Genomic DNA, 15,284 nt, shown 5'->3' with positions numbered 1-15,284 from the left:
GTCGTGCGCCGTCGTGCCTCGGAGACCATCGAGGCACGACGGGGCGTGGGCGTCCGCTAGGCGATCGTGACGGTTTCCAGGTCGAGGTCGCGGAAAGGCGTGACGGTCACGTTCCGCAGCCGCTCCGACCAGCCGGTCTGCACGCCGGGGACGACGAGCGGGATCGCGGGCATGTCCTGCAGGACCAGGCGTTCGGCCTGCTGGTAGAGGCTCCAGGACTCCTGCTCGTTCGCCGTGGCGTCGGCGCGGGCGAGCAGCGCGTCGACCTGCGGGTTGCTGTAGCGGCCGGTATTGGACGAACCGCCGGTGCGGTAGAGCGGGTTCAGGAAGTTCTCGATCGAGGGGTAGTCGGCGACCCAGCCGGTGCGGTAGATCGTCCGCATCTGGTGGGCGTTGATCTGGCGGCGGAACTCGCCGAGCGTCGCGACAGGCTGGAACCGGCACTCGCGGCCGAGCGCGGCGGTGATCGACGAGCACACCGCGGTCAGCCACTTCTCGTTGGCCGAATCGACGTTGGACGCGATCTCGATCGGGCCCTGGAATCCCGTGCTGTCGAACAGTTCTCGCGCCTGCTGCGGACGATGCTCGCACAGTGCTCCGCACTGGCCCTCGGTGGCGCCGCGCACGGTGGACGGCACGAGTCCCGGCGCCGGGATGCGATCGCCGGTGAACACCGTGTCGATGACGTGCTGACGATCGATCGACATCGAAATCGCCTGGCGCACCCGGGGATCGGCGAAGCGCGGATCGTAGAGCGGGAACGTGATCGACTGCAGACCCGTTCCGGCGCGGGTGAAGTGACGGCCGGCGAGATCCTGCTTGTAGCGTCCGGCGACGAGCGCGTCGCCGGGCAGCACCTCGAGGAAGTCGAGGCGGTTGGCGACGACGTCGCCGTAGGCCGCCTCCAGCGTCTTGTTGAAGCGGAACTCCGCGCGTTCGATGGCGGGCTTGTGCGGGCCGGAGTAGTTCTCGTTGCGCTCGATGGTCAGGCTGGAACCCGTTGCGTGCGAGACGAACTCGAAGGGACCGTTGCCGATCGGGTGCGCCAGGTAGCCCGCGCGATCGGAGAAGAACCGCTTCGGCAGCGGCGCGTAGGCCAGGTAGCCGAGCCGGTTGACGAAGCTGGGCAGCGGAGCGGCGAGCGTGATCGTGAACCTGTGGTCGTCGAGGACACGCAGGCCGCTCATCGTGCGCGCGGCGGGGCTGCCGGAACTCGCGACGGGTGTGCCGCTCGGGTCGGGCGCGTTCACCGCGTCGAAACCCTCGATGACGGAGAGGAATCCGGCGCCCTGCTGCTGATTGGGCGCGTACGCGGTGTAATTCCACGCGTCCACGAAGCTGTGCGCGGTCACCGGTGTGCCGTCGTGGAAGGTCCACCCGTGCTTCAGCGTGACGGTGAAGACCCGGGAGTCGGTGGTCTCGATGGATTCGGCGACGGCGTTGCGCGGCGCGGCGGTGCGCGGGTCGTAGTCGACCAGACCCTTGAACAGGGTGCGAAGGATCTTCGAGCCACCGGCGTCGGTGGTGTCACCGGGCACCAACGGGTTCTCCGGCTCGGTCGTATTGAGCGTGAGCGGACTGGCCGCCGGCTCGGGGGAAGTCGTGTCCGCGCCACAACCCACCGCACCGAGGGCCGTGAGACAGGCGGTGAGAACGCATAGCGCGAGTCGAGATTTTCGCATCGGGTGCTGCCTTTCCTGCGTGATGCCGAGCGTCCGACCGCGACGAGGATGTGGTCGGATGCCCAGAGTCAGTGCAGCAGCGCCGTGCGTTGACCGTAATACGTTGCACGCCAGGACAATCAAAACCGGTCAATCGTTCAGGACTGCGTCGCGGTGAAGCCGATCCACATCGCCGTCCACCAGCAGCCTTGGGAGACGAGAGCGGTCACGATGCCACGCAGGACGAGCGGAAAGCCGAGGTGGGGTCCCGCCGCGGCCATCCGCCGTTCGAGCGCCATCGCCTGTACTCCGTTGACCAGCAGGATCGCGACCAGCGCCAGCTTCACGCGCGTGGCGAGGACCTCGAATTCGGGTTCGAGCAGCATCCCGCTGCCCACCAGTCCCGCGAGGCCGACCCAGATCGGCAGGTGCAACCGGCCGATGTCGTGCAGCAGCTGCGCCGTCGTCACCCGCCTCGCCAGCCACAGCAGCGCCGCGTAGTCGCCGACCAGCACCGCGCCGAGCCCGACCACCAGCGCCGCCAGGTGAACGAACAGCGCGACGCGGTGCAGTTCCTCGCTCACCTCCAGGCGGCTCGACACCCAGATCGCGACCGCGAGGAACCCGCCCGCCGAGAGCGCCGCGAGCGCGGGCGCGACCGCGCCGCCGCGAGTTGCCGGTGTCACCTTCGCGACGTCGATGGACATGACGCCTCGTCCTCTCCCTCGGACAGATCCCTGCGTCTGCCAGTGGAACAGGCGCGCGCGTTGACCTCCGCGTATCGGTCAACCGTCCATCAATCGACCCGCCGGAACATCCATACGGTTTCGGCGCCGGAGGATTCGCCCGCTCGGCCCTGGGTACGCGGCGAAGATGGATGCCTCGAACATTCGGACCGGCATCACCCTGCGCGTCGACGGTGAGCAGCGGTCCCTTCGGGTCGACAACCGCACCACGCTGCTCGACGCGCTGCGCGAGCAGCTCGGCGTGACTTCGCCGAAGAAGGGCTGCGATCACGGACAGTGTGGGTCGTGCACCGTGCTGCTGGACGGTCGCCGAACCACCACCTGTCTCACCTTCGCCGTCGCCCAGGACGGCGCCGATATCGTCACCGCGGCCGGTTTGGGTGAGGGCGGCGAGCTGCACCCTGTGCAGGAAGCATTCCTGGATCGCGACGGGTTCCAATGCGGCTACTGCACGCCGGGGCAGGTGTGCTCCGCGGTCGGGATGCTCGACGAAGCGAAGGCCGGTCACCCCAGCCACGTGACCGACGATCTCACCGCGGAGCCGGAACTGACCGACGACGAGATCAGGGAACGGATGAGCGGCAACCTCTGCCGCTGCGCCGCCTACCCCAACATTCTCGCCGCGATCCGAGCGGCCGTGGGACTGTGATCCCCTTCGAGTACCGCCGCGCCGCCACCGCCGAGGACGCGGTGGCGACGGTGTCGGCCCGGCCGGATGCCGCGTATCTGGGCGGCGGGACGAACCTCGTCGACCACATGAAGCTGGGCGTGACCGGACCGCGCCTGCTGGTGGACGTCAGCAGGCTCCCGCTCGCCGAGGTCGAGGAGACCGCCGACGGCGGTCTGCGGATAGGTGCGGCCGTGCGCAACACCGATCTCGCCGCGCACCCGCTCGTGCGCACCCGCTACCCCGCGCTGTCCAGGGCGCTGCTCGCGGGTGCGTCCGGGCAGTTGCGCAACCTGGCGACCACGGCGGGAAATCTGTTGCAGCGCACCCGTTGTCCGTACTTTCAGGACGTCACGACGCCGTGCAACAAACGCGAACCGGGCAGCGGATGTTCGGCGATCGGCGGATACGTCCGCTACCACGCGATTCTGGGAGCGTCAGAGCAGTGCGTGGCGACCCATCCGTCGGATATGGCGGTGGCCATGACCATGCTCGACGCCCGCGTGGTGGTACAGGACGTCGACGGTACGAAACGCATCCCGATCGCGGACTTCTATCGCCTGCCGGGTGACCGTCCCGATCTCGACACCGTGCTGAGTCACGGCCAACTGATCACCGGGGTCGAGCTGCCCGCACCACCCACCGGTGCGCGCTCGACCTATCGCAAGGTGCGCGACCGCGCCTCCTACGCCTTCGCGCTGGTCTCGGTCGCCGCCGAACTCGTCCTCGAATCCGGCGAGATCGTCTCCGCCCGAATCGCTCTCGGCGGCGTCGCGCACAAGCCGTGGCGGGCCGAGCATGCCGAGGCGGCGCTGGAAGGCGCCCGGGCGAGCGAAGAGATGTTCGTCCAGGCGGCGCGGGCCGAACTCGCGCAAGCGCGCCCGCTCGACGGCAACGAGTTCAAAGTCGAACTGGCCCAACGGACTCTGGTCGCGACGTTGCGGACCCTCACCGAAGGGACGCGGCGATGACACTGATTCCGGCGACATCGATGGGCGCGCCGCTCGCCCGGCTCGACGGTCCGGCGAAGGTGACCGGCACCGCGCCTTACGCATTCGAGCATCGAGTCGAGCGGCCCGCCTACCTGCATCCCATCCAGGCCACGACCGCGCACGGGCGGGTCGTCGCGATGGACACCGCCGCCGCAGAGGCGCTGGACGGTGTGGTCGCCGTGCTGACCGTCTTCGACGCGCCGAAGCTCGCGGATACCTCGGACGGCGAACTGAGCATCCTGCAAGACGATCGGGTTCACTTCCGCGGACAGCTGATCGGCGCGGTCGTCGCCGAGTCGGCCGAAATCGCGCGGCAGGCGGCATCTTTCGTGAGTGTCGATTATCGAGCCGAGCCGCACGACACCGAGCTGCGCATCGACCACCCCGGGTTGTACGCGCCGGAGAAGCTGCTCGAGACCGAGCCCGCCGACACCGACGAAGGCGATGTCGACGCCGCCATGGCCGCCGCGGCGGTGACGGTCGACCAGACCTACACCACCCCGATCGAACACAACAATCCGATGGAACCGCACGCCTGCATCGCGGTGTGGGACGAGACCTCTGGGCGCCCGCGGGTAACGCTCTACGACTCGACGCAGGGCGTGCACGCGGTGCGCAAGACGCTCGCGCCGTTGTTCGGCCTCGAGCCTGAACAAGCGCGGGTCATCGCACCGCACGTCGGCGGCGGGTTCGGTGCGAAGGGCGCGCCGCACGCCCACAATGTGCTCGCCATCATGGCCGCGCGGCGCAGCAGGGGTCGTCCGGTGAAGCTCGCGGTCACCCGTCAGCAGATGTTCGCCCTCGTCGGCTACCGGACACCCACGATCCAGCGGATCAGGCTCGGCGCGGACCGGGACGGCACGTTGACGGCACTGTCGCACGAAGTCGTCGAACTCACCTCGGCGGTCAAGGAATTCGCGGAGCAGACCGCACTGGTGTCGCGCATGATGTACGCGGCGCCGAACCGTCGGACCTCGCATCGCCTTGCGCCGCTGGACGTTCCGGTGCCGTTCTGGATGCGCGCGCCAGGCGAATGTCCCGGTATGTTCGCCGCGGAGGTCGCGATGGACGAACTCGCGGCCGCCTGCGGCATCGACCCGATCGAGTTGCGTCTACGCAACGAACCCGATGTCGAACCGGCGTCGGGCAATCCGTGGTCGGGGCGGCACCTGATCGAATGTCTCCGGACCGGCGCCGAACGGTTCGGTTGGGCCGAGCGCGATCCGGCGCCCCGAAGCCGTCGACAGGGCGACTGGCTGCTCGGTACCGGCGTCGCCGCAGCGACCTATCCCGCCTCGTCCATGCCGGGCAACGTCGCCCGCATCGTCTACTGCTCCGACGGCCGATACACGGTGCAGATCGGCGCGGCCGACCTCGGGACCGGCACCTGGACCGCGCTGACCCAGATCGCCGCCGACGCGCTCGGGTGTGACACCGCCACGGTCGATCTCCAGATCGGCGACACCGACCTGCCCGCCGCCTCGGTGGCCGGCGGGTCTTCGGGTATCAGCTCGTGGGGCACGGCGATCGTCGCGGCGGCGCGGGCCTTTCGTGAGGAGCACGGCGAAAAGCCTTCCGCCGGAGCGCAAACCATCGCGGAACCGCCGGAGAACCCCGACGCAGACAAGTTCGCCATGCATTCCTTCGGCGCCCATTTCGTCGAAGTCGCCGTCGATCGGGACACCGGCGAAATCCGCGTCCCCCGCATGCTCGGCGTCTTCTCGGTCGGCCGCGCCATCAACGCCCGCACCCTGCGCTCCCAGCTGATCGGCGGAATGACCATGGGCTTGTCGATGGCGCTGCACGAGGAAAGCGTGCGCGACCATCGATTCGGCCACGTCGTCACTCAAGATCTCGCCACCTACCACATCAGCGCGCACGCCGACGTCCGCGACATCGACGCGATCTGGCTCGACGAAGTCGACGAGCACGCCAATCCCATGGGCTCGAGGGGGGCGGGCGAGATCGGAATCGTCGGCGCCGCGGCGGCCGTCGCCAACGCCGTGTACCACGCCACGGGTGTGCGTGTCCGTGACCTGCCGATCACGCCCGACAAACTGCTGGTCTGACGAGCGTCGCTCGGACGACATCGAGGAAGTCGGCAGGCGGCGAGGACGGGCGCGCTCGAATGGCGTTGCGCGTCAGCGGTGTTGCTGCGAGGCGGCCGCGTCGGCGCTGAGGTCGGAGAGGGAGAGCGGATGGGAAGGGGGACGATCGAGGATGGGTGTGCGGTGGGCGTGGAGGTTTCGGTCGATGTGGAGGAGTTCGCCGGAGGGGAGCAGGCGCCAGTCGGGGTCGTCGTCCATCTCTTCGCTGGCTACGACGAAGGTGGGGACGCGGGCAGGCTCGGTCGAGCGGACTCGGACGGTTCCCGCGGTGCCGCTGTGCTCGAGGTGGTCGCCCGGTTCACGGTCCAACACGTAGAGGTCGTGGGTGGTGGGGTAGCGCAGCGCCCACAGCTCGGTGGCGGTGGTCAGCAGCATGTTGATCGCGAAGATCGGCAATCGGTCGGCGATCCAGTGCGTCGCTTCGGTGATGCCAGCGGTGACGTCGCCGTTGTGTGCGTCGATGTGTTTGGTGATCAGGGCGAAGAAACGTTCCGAATCGGTGTCGCCCTCGACCAGCTCGCGGTATCGGCCGAGTTCCTCGTCGAGGCGGGGAAGATCCTCGATGACGCCGTTGTGCGCGAAGATTCGCCCGTCCTGGGTGAACGGGTGGGTGTTCTTCGTGCTGAGGTCGCCGGTGGAGGCGTGCCGGATGTGGGCGAGGAATGTGGCCGACTCGCGGTGCTTGGCTTCCACGGCGAACTGCCGGTCCTCGTACGCGGCCAGCGGCTGTTTCTCGACAAGCGGCCGACCGGCGGTGTCGAAGGTGCCGAGCCCGGTGCCGTCGGGATTCGCCTCGCTCTGGCGGTCCAGGCTGTCGGCCGCGTCGAGTAGCCAGAAGCTTGCTTTCACCCGTCGCGGGGCGGCGGTCAGTCCGAACAGTCGACACATAGTGCATCACCCCTGCGCCGGTCGCACCGAATGATCTCGCCCGAGCCTATCGCGCGTTCGCCCCGCGGATCGGCGACTCGGCAGCCGCTGACCGCGGGAAGCGAGCACGCAGCGACGCGCGCCGGAATCCTGTCGACTCCGGCGCGCGTCGCACTCGCAACGGTCCGCCGACTATCGGCGGGACGGCTCCCTGACCTCGCGATTTCGCACTCGTGCCCGACGATTACCGCGAGCGCCGATCAACGCAGAGCGAGACCGACCAGACGCTGACGCAACCAGGTGAGCGGGGTCGCACCCCCGGCGGCGACCCGGTAGGTCGGGTAGCACTGGTGGGCGCCGGAGGCCAGGAAGTCATCGATCTGCTTCTTGCGCTCCTCGTATGCCGAGTTGTTGAGCTGGTCGTGCAGAAGCCCGAAACCGCCCGCGGCCATGGCGTCGTTGATGAGTTCGCCCGCCTGCTGCTGGTACTTGTCGAACAGGGCGGGGTCCGGGTTGGAGACCTGCGCGAAGAATCCGGCGATTCGGGCGGCGTAGTCACCGTCCGGGGTCGCGCAGTACAGGTCGCCGGGGGCGCAGAACGTGAAGGTGTGCGGGGTCAGCCAGCCGAATCCACCCAGGCGCGGGCCGCCCGCGCCCGCGCCGGGCACCGGCGGGCCGATGAGGGTGTCGGTGGGGGAGCGGCGCGGGTCGGCGATCAGGCCGACGAGTTCGACACGGTCGGGCGAGACAACGCCGAGCCCGGTGCCGATCTCGGCGGCGAGATCGCCTGCGGCGTCCGCGCCTTGGCTGTAGCCGAGCAGCGCGAACCGCGTCGTCGCGCAGCGCTGGGCCGTGTCCGCGATGAGCGCGCGGGCGGTGTCGATGGCTTCGCGCTTGGACCGGCCGTACACCTCGCCTTCCCAGGGGAACGCGGTCGCGGTGTAGGCGACGTAGTCGGTCCAGACGTCGCCGGGCAGGTCGTCGGCGACGGCGGCCAACATCCCCTTGCCCGGTTCGGTTTTCGAGGTCTCCCAGGTCCCGGGAACCGCCACGACGTGGATGTCGGGGCAGTGCGGCGGGCTGGCGTGTGCGGTGGTGGAAGTGACGGCGGGCGACAGGACTGCGGCGAGGGTCGCCACCGCGCAGGCGGCTGTGTTCGTCCATCGAGTAAACATCGCGTACTCCGTGTGTTCGCTGGTGGGCGAGGACGACGGCTCTCGGGTCGAGCGCCGGTGTCGTTGTCTTTCAGGTAGGCACGAGTGCGTCGGAAATCGTCCGGGGGGACAGACAATATTGTGGCGGAAAGTTTCGTTTGTGCACGGTGATGCTCGAGGATTGCCCCACCCGTGTCGGCGCGAGCGCCCGAGCGGCGGTGCCGACCGGCGGTGGGCGCGTCCTTCGACGGTGCTCCGGCGGGGACCGTGCGGTGAGGTTTCGGGCAGACTGGGCGCGGGGATCCAGCCAACGATCCTCGGACCACGCCCGGCAGAGCACGATCGCGAACAGGAGTGCGCGCGATGACCGACGTCCGCATCGGCGAGCGTCCGGCGCCGGTCGTCTCCGCGCGCGGCCTACCGCCGGTCGGCGGGTGGTCGCGGCGGGCGCGGACGGCGCTCACCGCTTCGACCCCGCGCGCCGTGGTCCTCGTGGCGTGCTGTCTCGTCGTGGCGCAGGTGGCGCTGCGCGGCTGGATCGCAGGCCGCGGCTATTTCTATTGGGACGACCTCGTTCTGGTCGGGCGCGCCGGTCGCTACGAGTTGTTCTCCGCGGACCTGCTGCTCTACGACCACGACGGTCACTTCATGCCGCTGGCTTTCGCCACGGCGTGGCTGGTGACAAAGGCGGCGCCGCTGGCGTGGGCGGGGCCGGTGCTCTCGCTGATCGTGCTACAACTCGCGGCCTCGCTCGCGGTGCTGCGCATGCTGATCATCGTGGTGGGCAAACGCCGCGCGCTGCTGGTGCCGCTCGTGCTCTACCTGGTGTGTCCGCTGACGCTGCCCGCGTTCGCGTGGTGGGCGGCGGCGTTGAACGCGTTGCCGTTGCAGTTCGCCCTCGCCTGGGTGATCGGTGACGCGGTGCTGCTGGTGCGCACCGGGCGGCGCCGGTACGCGGTGTCGGGGATCGTCGTCCTGGTCGCGGCGCTGCTGTCCTTCGAGAAGTCGGTGGTCGTTCCGTTCGTGGCGTTCGCGGCCGCCGCCTTGACCCACCACGTGGACGGTCACGCCGGGGTCATCCGAACGGTCGCCCGGCGCGGGGCGATGCTGTGGGTGGGTTGCGGTGTGGCGCTGGTGGCGTGGCTCGGCGTGTATCTCAGCGTCGTCGATGTCGCCGCCGTGCACGGCGACGGGCACGATGTCGGGGAGTTGCTGCGCAGCGCCACGTCGCTGGGTGTCGTGCCCGCGTTGTCGGGCGGGCCCTGGGTGTGGGAGCGGTGGTTGCCCGCCACGCCGTGGGCGGCTCCGCCGGACTGGGCGGTCGCTTTCGCTTGGGTGGCGCTCGGTGTGCTCGCGGTGGTCGCCGTCTTCTTGCGCCGGCGGGTGACGGCGGTCTTGGTGACGGTCGCGGTCTACGTCGTTGTGGTGCAGCTGCCGCTCGCGCTGATCCGCAGCGGACCGAACACCGCCACCGAGATCATGCAATCCCTCCGGTATCTGGCCGATGTCGCGGTGGTGATGGCGCTCGCCGGCGCGCTGGTGCTTCGGGCGCGGCCCCGCGACTCCGAGCTGTGGGCGCGGCGGTTCGTCGCGCCCGCGATGGCGGTGCTCACGGTGGCGTTCGTGGTGAGCAGCCTGTGGTCCTCGTTGACCTTCGCGCGGGCCTGGGCGATCGGACCGACCCGCACCTACCTCACCAACGTCACGGCCGCGCTCGGCGAACAGGACGCGCCGCTGCTGGAGCAGGAAGTGCCATGGGCCGTCCTCGCGCCCTACGCCTATCCGCAGAACCTCGCCGAGAACGTGCTCGCACCGGTCGCGCCGCCCACCGCGTTCGCCGACTCGACACCTCGGCTGCGCATGATCACCGACACGGGCGAGATCGTGGACGCCGTCGTCTGGTGGAACCGGCACATCCGCCCCGGCCCCGACCCCGCCTGCGACTACCGGATCGCGGGCCCGACACCGGTCACGCTTCCGCTGGACGGTCCCATGCTCGACAACAACTGGACCGCGCAGCTGAACTACGTCGCCGACCGAGACGGGCAGATCACCGTCGGCCTCGAGCGCGGGCGGCCGGTCGTCGTCCCGGTCCGAGCCGGGCAGCACACGGTGTACGTCCGCGTGGTCGGGGGCGGATCGTTCCTTCGGATAGGTTCCTACACAACAGGTCTCGGTGTGTGCGTCGGCGTGGGGCCGGTCGGTGTCGCCTCCTACGACCGCTGAACGCGACCCGTGCGCTACTCCGATTTCACAGCGGCGCCGCGTCGTCGGACGCTGTGCCACGCAAGTGGCGGGAAGCGCCGATGGCCAGCCGAATCCTGCTGGCGTCCCAGTCCGGTCGCGCGATGTCACGGAAGACCTCGGCGCGGATCGCGGGCTCGCAGGCGTCGAGCAGCAGACGGAGTTCCCGGTCGTCTTTCGCCTGCTGGTAGAGCATCCGCAAAAGCCAGAAGGGCAACCGTTCCAAGCCGGTACCGGTCACGGAGGACCGCAATTCCGGCGCCCAGCCATTGGCCGTCGCCAGTAGCACCTGGGCTTGATCGACCGGTGCGGCGAGGCGCTCGTTCCCCAATCTGCGGTAGGCGCGCTCCCGTGCGTCGTCGCCCCAACCCGGCTGGTCGAGCTCGGCCGCTACCCAGGCGAGAACCGTGCTGTGCGCGATGTTCGGCCGAACCCTCGGCTCGCTGATCGGGCCACGGGACACCCGGCCCCCTGGTGTGTGCCGTAGTGTCCACAGCGCCCTGCCGACGTGCTGCCAGAACCGACGTTCGTCCAACAGCACCGACCGTTGGACCGTTCGATCGACGGCGTCTCGCAGAATCCGCAAGGTGCGTGGGACCGCTTCCGTTCTGAGCCGTTGCAGGATGTCGGTCAATTCACACAAGGTCGTCAGCGTGGCGCTCTCCGCGATGGTGGCGACGTCGGTGGCGAGCAGATCGTCGAGAATCTGGTTGGCCTCGACCGTTCGGTCGAGAGCGCAAAGCGTGCGGATCAAGCCGACCGTGGGGCCGAGATCGGCCACCTGCCCGAAGCGAACTCGACGTCCGATTCGACTGAGGTCCAGCTGGTCGACCGCGGCGGAACCCCAACGGAAGTCCCAGATTTCGAGCATGCACACGAGCGCGTCCGCGCGTCGCGGGCTGGCGAACATCTTGACGGTCTGCACGCGCGAGCGGTATGTGGCTGTGATCCACTTCGCCTGCCGCGTGCCGCGGGACAGACCGGCCCGCGCGAAGTTGCGCGCCGCGGTGGCCTGGAGGACCGGATCCTGCAGATTCACCAGATCACCGTCGAGGACGTACATCAGGTGGCTGTCCTCGGTGAGTTCGCCGAATACCACGGGGGCGAGTTCGGGCTTCGTCTCGTGAATCGAACGGACGAGGGCGGACGCGGTGACGGAGTCGTGCAGCATCGCGGCGCGCAACAACGCCGCGAGCGTATCGAGCCGGCGATCGCCGATTCGGAAACGGCTGGGTGTATCGCGCAGCTTCTCGACCACTTCGCGCGCGCACGCGCGGTCCAGTGCGATCAGGTTGTCGAACCCGTGGACGAAACGATCGGGGTTTCGTCCGCGTCCGAGGCGTCGAGCCCAAACCTCTGCCCCGCCGCTCGCCTCGAATATCATCGCGCCCGCGCCCGGCACGTCGGCGTCCCCGAGAGTCTTCGCGACCTCTGCGCACACGGCGAGTGCGGCAGTCGGAGCCGATTTGCTCAGCCCTTCCACGAATGCGTGCAGCTCCCACTGATCGCGGTACATGGTGGCGACTTCGGGGTACAGGACACGACCGAGGCGGTGAAACATCACCCGGCTGTGCGCAGTACTGCCGCGGAACATGAGCTGCACGATCTGCTCCGGTGGAATCTCTGCACGGAGCCTGCGGAAAGCGGGCTCACCGAGTTCCGGGTCGGCGGCGAGCAGCAGCGCGATCTCCGCGCCCCAATGCTTGCGTCCGCGACGGACCGACTGCACGACCTGCTCGAGCACCAGATCCAGCACTCGGTCGCGATAGCTGGCCCCGACTTCCCAGAGCGCTTTGACCAGTTGATAGCAGGCCGACATCCGCGGATCGACGATCATCTTCCTGATCGTGTCTTCGCCGATCTCCTCGGCCAGGTCCGCGGCGAACGAGCTGCGCCACGCATGGAACATCCCCCCGACCGCGTGCGTCGCGGAAAGCAGCAGGCCGGCGCCGAGCGCGTCGTCGTTGCTCTTGATCCGGTTGGCGAAACTTCGTACGAGTCCGGCATCGACCTGATCGCCGGACCTGCACAGAATGCGTGCGGCAGTGAGGGATTGCGATCTCGCTATCGTCCGCAACAGGGTCGCGGCTTCCATCGGATCGGATCGGCGCATCAGACTGCGCGCCTGAATGAGGAAGTCGTGCCAATTGCTCAGCAACCACCAGCTGAAAGCGGGCTTGGTCGTGTAGACGCTGTTCAGCACGTCCGCCAGCTCCGCGGCGGTGGCGAATCGCATCGCGGCGGTCAGCGGCACCTCATACGACTGGAAAAGGACTTCCAGCTCACCGTTCTCGAACTCGTGGTGCAGGCTCATCGATTCGATGAGTACTCCGACTCCGTCCTGCTCATGGGGATCGTGGGTCAGCAGATCCTGCACCGCGTATTCCTGGCCGATGGGAAAGTCCTGCACGTCATTGGGTGATTTCCAGAGCAGGCGGCGTTGCATGTTCTGCACTTTCCGCACCAGCCGGTAACTGGAGACCTGATCGACCCGCAGGCCGCCGAGGACATCCAAGAACCGTTCGGCGAGAAGGGATTTCACGGCTTCGCTATCGATCCGTTCCAGCTCGAGCAGCAGCGCGAACCGTTCCTCGGGGAAGCCGGTTCGATCGGCGATGATTCTGTCGACGACGGCTACCAACCATCGCGCGAACTCGTCGGTGGTCTGATCGGAAATGACGAAAGCGGTGTCCTGTACGGCGCGTATCAAGGCGAGCAGGCGCGTCGGATGCCACACCGCCGATGTCGAATCGAGGCGACCGAGCAATTTCTCGACCATCGTTCGCGTCATCTGTTCGGGTAGCACATCGATGAGTCCGAGAGTGCGGACGACGCTCATCAGTGGCGCGGCCGAGCACCACCCCGCCAGGAGTTCGTCGTCCTCCGCTCGCTGGAGCAGTTGCTCGCACACCGCGCGGTGATACAGCCGGGAACCGATGAGCAGAGCGGCTACCTCGGCGCTGTTGTCGCGCAGTGCGGTGGTGAGCACCGGCGCGAGCAGGTCGGTGATCGTCGCGTTGCGGCGCTGGACGAGCGACTCACCGCCGCGCGCCGAATCACGTTGGGTACTTTCCCGATACAGGTCGATCAGTTGCAGACTGTCATCGATACCGGCCAAGCGAATAGTGGACTTTTCCGGGTCGACCGTGACGCCGAACAGGTCGCGATCGTCGGCTTCCAGTGCGTCGAGCTGCTCGGCCGGGATCTCGCAGCGCATCAGGCTCAACGCGGCCGCCCGCACGAGGGGCTCGCGTTCGCTGTTCGCGAGCTCGGCGAAGCGCGCCGCCACCCGGGCGTCCGGGTCCTGTCTCGACAGCGCCTGGGTGATTCGCCGAAGATCACCGCCACGGCCGACCAGCGCGTGCGCCGCCGCCGCGTCGAGGGAGGCGTCCGACATCGCGAGGTTGTCGACGAACAGCCTGCGCGCCGCCGGGCCGACCACCGACGTCACGGTGAACAGATTCTTGGTCTGCCAGTCGATCTGGGAGTCTTCGCTGTCCTGCAGGACAGCGAGAACAGCGACCTTCAACTCGCGGGCCACGTGCTCGAATACCTCGTCGACGTTGTCCGCGCCGATCGGTTGGAGGTTCTCGAAGACGAGGACAGGCCGCTCGGTGGGATTCTCGAGTACGCCGAGCGCATGCGCACCGACTGCCGCCGCCTCGTATTTGTCGGGCAGCTCGTGGTTTTCGCTGTGTTCGATGACCTGCACCGCTCGCGGGTTGCGCTTACGTGTCGACAGCAGTGTCGCGAGCCTGCGTACCGCGGTGCTCTTGCCGCTCCCGGGCGTTCCGCCGAGGATCGCGACCGTCGGTGCGTTGTTCTCGGTGAAGTACCTCGCCAGCTTGAGGCTTTGCGTGGTGTCGAGATCCGCGATCGGCGGGTGGCCGGGCGTCACGTGCCAGTCGATCACCCGCCATCCCGCCGCGGCCAACTCGTGGGCGTGCCGTTCGCGAAGCCAGCGCGTCCAGTCGGCACCCCAGACCGCCGCGGCTGCGGAGGCGAGCGTGAGGGGGCCGCTCAGCGCTTTCTCCGTCTCGTCGGGACAGAACAGGCGCCATCCGTTCTCGGTCGGAGCGAGCAGTGACCTCCCCGAAGCCTTGGCGGCTCGCTTTCGCGTGGCCAGCGCGTGACCGACCAGCGGGTGACACTCTTCGCCGATGATCTCGCCCGCGCTCAGTGGCTGCGGGTCACCCAGCCCGGTGATTCTGCCGAGGTGCCAGAGAGTGACAGGAAGTGTGGTGGCCGGTGCGGCGAAGGGCACGTCCGGGGGCCAGCACACCGATCGCGGCAGGTCCGTTTCGGTCGGCCACGCGGCAGGCCACACCGAAGGAAAGGCGCCCACTGTGGCTCGCAACGCCGCCTTCACCGTTTCGTCCGAGCTCTCCGGCAGCCGCTGCACCCAGTCGGTACCGGATTCCTCGTGCGTCGTGAGCAGGACGCCCCGGCCGTCCGGCTGCTCGACGATGATTTCCGGCCCTTCGCTGTGGAGCGCCGCGGGCGGTGTGGTCGTTGCCTTCATGTGCTCGGCCAGCTCCCAAAGACCGAGCAACAGATCATCCGACAGCCTGTCGGCGCCGGGCACATCCGAAATGCGTTCGAGCTCAGCCGGAGTCGCGACCATCCGACTCCAGACGACTAGCTCCGATGCCGGGGAATCCAGGCCTTCGCTCTCGTCGTCGAGCAGGCGGCGGACGAGAGTCGCGACGTCGACGACGGCTGACCACGCAGGCTCGGACGGCACGTCCCCGGCGACGACGGCTCGGATGAGAACCAGCCCGGCCACGAGTTTTTCGCGGGTGGACCGGTACTCGGTCGGGAGTTCGGGCCGGGATGTGGTCATGA

At 68.4% G+C, this 15,284-nt stretch carries 9 protein-coding genes; 4 read left to right on the top strand and 5 right to left on the bottom strand.

Going from position 1 to position 15,284, the window contains the following annotated elements; genetic code table 11:
• Positions 1-56: 56 nt before the first annotated feature.
• Both NAM01S_RS22070 and NAM01S_RS22065 read right to left on the bottom strand, forming a co-directional pair.
• A complete protein-coding gene (locus NAM01S_RS22070; protein WP_084483169.1) occupies positions 57-1,682 on the bottom strand; it encodes a peptide ABC transporter substrate-binding protein in 1,626 nt (541 codons plus the stop codon).
• Positions 1,683-1,819: 137 nt separating this feature from the next.
• The gene (locus NAM01S_RS22065; RefSeq protein WP_218018431.1) at positions 1,820-2,368 is read right to left on the bottom strand and encodes a hypothetical protein; all 549 of its coding nucleotides are present in this window, start codon (positions 2,366-2,368) and stop codon (positions 1,820-1,822) included.
• Between the two features lie 166 nt (positions 2,369-2,534).
• Here NAM01S_RS22065 and NAM01S_RS36180 point away from each other — a divergent pair, with 166 nt between their 5' ends.
• The 3 genes from NAM01S_RS36180 to NAM01S_RS22050 are packed head-to-tail and all read left to right on the top strand — an operon-like array spanning position 2,535 to position 6,135.
• Positions 2,535-3,056 (top strand): 2Fe-2S iron-sulfur cluster-binding protein, encoded by a 522-nt coding sequence (locus NAM01S_RS36180; RefSeq protein WP_067788137.1) that lies wholly within the window; start codon positions 2,535-2,537, stop codon positions 3,054-3,056.
• A complete protein-coding gene (locus NAM01S_RS22055) occupies positions 3,053-4,045 on the top strand; it encodes an FAD binding domain-containing protein (RefSeq protein WP_067788135.1) in 993 nt (330 codons plus the stop codon). Before NAM01S_RS36180 ends, NAM01S_RS22055 begins: the two co-directional genes overlap by 4 nt.
• The gene (locus NAM01S_RS22050) at positions 4,042-6,135 is read left to right on the top strand and encodes a xanthine dehydrogenase family protein molybdopterin-binding subunit (RefSeq protein ID WP_067788133.1); all 2,094 of its coding nucleotides are present in this window, start codon (positions 4,042-4,044) and stop codon (positions 6,133-6,135) included. The genes NAM01S_RS22055 and NAM01S_RS22050 overlap by 4 nt, the downstream gene beginning before the upstream one ends.
• A gap of 72 nt (positions 6,136-6,207) precedes the next feature.
• On the opposite strand, the gene NAM01S_RS22045 is transcribed toward NAM01S_RS22050, so the two are convergent.
• Together NAM01S_RS22045 and NAM01S_RS22040 are read right to left on the bottom strand one after the other, a co-directional pair.
• Positions 6,208-7,062 carry a class II glutamine amidotransferase gene (locus tag NAM01S_RS22045; RefSeq protein ID WP_067788131.1) on the bottom strand — a complete coding sequence of 285 codons (855 nt, stop codon included), beginning with the start codon at positions 7,060-7,062 and terminating at the stop codon, positions 6,208-6,210.
• Positions 7,063-7,301: 239 nt separating this feature from the next.
• Positions 7,302-8,216 carry a cutinase family protein gene (locus NAM01S_RS22040; RefSeq protein ID WP_084483168.1) on the bottom strand — a complete coding sequence of 305 codons (915 nt, stop codon included), beginning with the start codon at positions 8,214-8,216 and terminating at the stop codon, positions 7,302-7,304.
• A gap of 342 nt (positions 8,217-8,558) precedes the next feature.
• Here NAM01S_RS22040 and NAM01S_RS22035 point away from each other — a divergent pair, with 342 nt between their 5' ends.
• Positions 8,559-10,421 carry a hypothetical protein gene (locus NAM01S_RS22035; protein ID WP_157107846.1) on the top strand — a complete coding sequence of 621 codons (1,863 nt, stop codon included), beginning with the start codon at positions 8,559-8,561 and terminating at the stop codon, positions 10,419-10,421.
• A 25-nt stretch (positions 10,422-10,446) separates the two neighbouring features.
• Here NAM01S_RS22035 and NAM01S_RS22030 read toward each other — a convergent pair whose 3' ends face one another.
• Positions 10,447-15,282 (bottom strand): hypothetical protein, encoded by a 4,836-nt coding sequence (locus tag NAM01S_RS22030; RefSeq protein ID WP_067788129.1) that lies wholly within the window; start codon positions 15,280-15,282, stop codon positions 10,447-10,449.
• Between the last annotated feature and the right edge of the window lie 2 nt (positions 15,283-15,284).

It is taken from the genome of Nocardia amikacinitolerans NBRC 108937, from assembly GCF_001612615.1.
In the GTDB taxonomy this organism is placed as follows: Bacteria; Actinomycetota; Actinomycetes; order Mycobacteriales; family Mycobacteriaceae; genus Nocardia; species Nocardia amikacinitolerans.
The sequence above is the reverse complement of the archived record's forward strand: the minus strand, read 5'-3'. Positions and strand labels throughout refer to the sequence as shown.

What these genes read in the sequence shown, in the direction of transcription:
- NAM01S_RS22050 (WP_067788133.1), top strand. Translation starts at nt 4,042, where the DNA reads ATGACACTGATTCCGGCGACATCGATGGGCGCGCCGCTCGCCCGGCTC.
- NAM01S_RS22070 (WP_084483169.1), bottom strand. Translation starts at nt 1,682, where the DNA reads ATGCGAAAATCTCGACTCGCGCTATGCGTTCTCACCGCCTGTCTCACG.
- NAM01S_RS22065 (WP_218018431.1), bottom strand. Translation starts at nt 2,368, where the DNA reads ATGTCCATCGACGTCGCGAAGGTGACACCGGCAACTCGCGGCGGCGCG.
- NAM01S_RS36180 (WP_067788137.1), top strand. Translation starts at nt 2,535, where the DNA reads ATGGATGCCTCGAACATTCGGACCGGCATCACCCTGCGCGTCGACGGT.
- NAM01S_RS22035 (WP_157107846.1), top strand. Translation starts at nt 8,559, where the DNA reads ATGACCGACGTCCGCATCGGCGAGCGTCCGGCGCCGGTCGTCTCCGCG.
- NAM01S_RS22045 (WP_067788131.1), bottom strand. Translation starts at nt 7,062, where the DNA reads ATGTGTCGACTGTTCGGACTGACCGCCGCCCCGCGACGGGTGAAAGCA.
- NAM01S_RS22040 (WP_084483168.1), bottom strand. Translation starts at nt 8,216, where the DNA reads ATGTTTACTCGATGGACGAACACAGCCGCCTGCGCGGTGGCGACCCTC.
- NAM01S_RS22030 (WP_067788129.1), bottom strand. Translation starts at nt 15,282, where the DNA reads ATGACCACATCCCGGCCCGAACTCCCGACCGAGTACCGGTCCACCCGC.